1 protein-coding gene is annotated in these 1,371 nt (G+C 64.5%); it reads right to left on the minus strand.

All coding sequences use genetic code 11. The annotated features are described in order from the left end of the window. Positions 1-159: 159 nt before the first annotated feature. Complete coding sequence (locus AB0I03_RS26605) at positions 160-1,293, minus strand: hypothetical protein (RefSeq protein ID WP_360417358.1); 1,134 nt, start codon at positions 1,291-1,293, stop codon at positions 160-162. Positions 1,294-1,371: the final 78 nt, after the last annotated feature.

The raw sequence follows: 1,371 nt of genomic DNA on the forward strand, positions 1-1,371 counted from the left end.
CGACGAAGTCGAGGTTTCCGTACACCACATCGACCTGGGCGTCGGGAAACTCCTTGAGGGTGAGGCTCTTGAGCAGGCCAAGAGCCACCGAAGGAAACCCGATCGGACTCCACGGTACATTGACGAGCGTAATGCGCATGATTCTCCCCCCGCTAATTCCTAGATCTGCTTGACAATTTCTTCACCGGATCCGTGGTGCGCCTGATCCCGGTGGCTCGTGGTGACAGGCTGCCGATCCGCGAGTTCCCGGGCGACGGCGTCGAGTCCTTGCGCCAACTCCTCGGTGGACTTTCCCGAAACTTCCTCGTTGGCGCGCGCGAGGAGATAGCAGAACAGGAACCGTTCGGCCAGACTGAACCCCATCGTGTGGAGACAGCTGTACAGCAAGCTCGCCTGAATTCGGTACGCCAGGAAATCCGGGCTCCGATGCAGCAGATCCGACATCTCCGCAGACAGCTTTTTCGCGTGGAAGCTGCTGGGCGACAGGTGATCGTCGGGGTGCTCGTGGAAGTCGTCGAGAGTGGGGCCGAAATGGGTGATGCGACCCGCGCGGCACTCTTCGCGCAATACTCCGAAGTGTTGCCGTACGACATCCACCCAGGCGCGCGCCGGCTCGTCATCGAGGGCGGGTATCGGTGACGCCGCACAGTTACGGACGAATTCCCGGACATGTGTGCCGAGTTTGTCGTAGTACGCCGCGCAGCGGCGCTCGAAGGAATCGGGGTCCTTGGCCAGCGCGTTCTTGGCGCCCTCGTAGTGCGATCGATAGCTGAGCATGCGCAGACTGAGCAGCTCGTCGAAGCCGCGCGAGGAAAGCCGAAGCTGTTCGGACTCCAGCACGGTGGCTCCCGCGTTCGCGACCATCAGGTCCAGCGCCAGCAGGTACGCCTTGGTCTTGTCGTCGCCGATCGCCGCCACGCTGCGGGAGAGGAGGGGTGCCACGGCGCGGTAGAGGCTCTTGGCCGCGGCGTCGAACCCGTCCCCACCGATCCCGGAGTTCCACAAGGGCGAAGGGATCTCCTCGAAGGGGAGCTCCGCCACGGTCGGCCGCAAGCCGTGGGCGTCCGCAGCGCGTTGGAGCCGGTCACGCGCCTCGCCGGTCGTGGCCGTGTCCGACTGGAGGCTGACTTGGAGGCAGTCGCGCCCACTCGTCCGGTCCCAGGTGCGCACGAAGTAATAGTCACCAGGCCAGGCCGGCTGCTCCGGCCCGAACAGGTCGGTGAGAAAACCGCGGATGCTCCGCGGCACCGTCGCGCCACCCTCGTCGAGGGGGATCGTCACAAAGACGTGCACACGAACCTCCACAGTAACGATGCACCTTGCCGAGGAGAATCAAAGCCCCGGTGCATCGCTGCCGACGGGCGCGCATTC

It is taken from the genome of Glycomyces sp. NPDC021274 (assembly GCF_040641195.1).
Lineage (GTDB): Bacteria > Actinomycetota > Actinomycetes > Mycobacteriales > Micromonosporaceae > Glycomyces.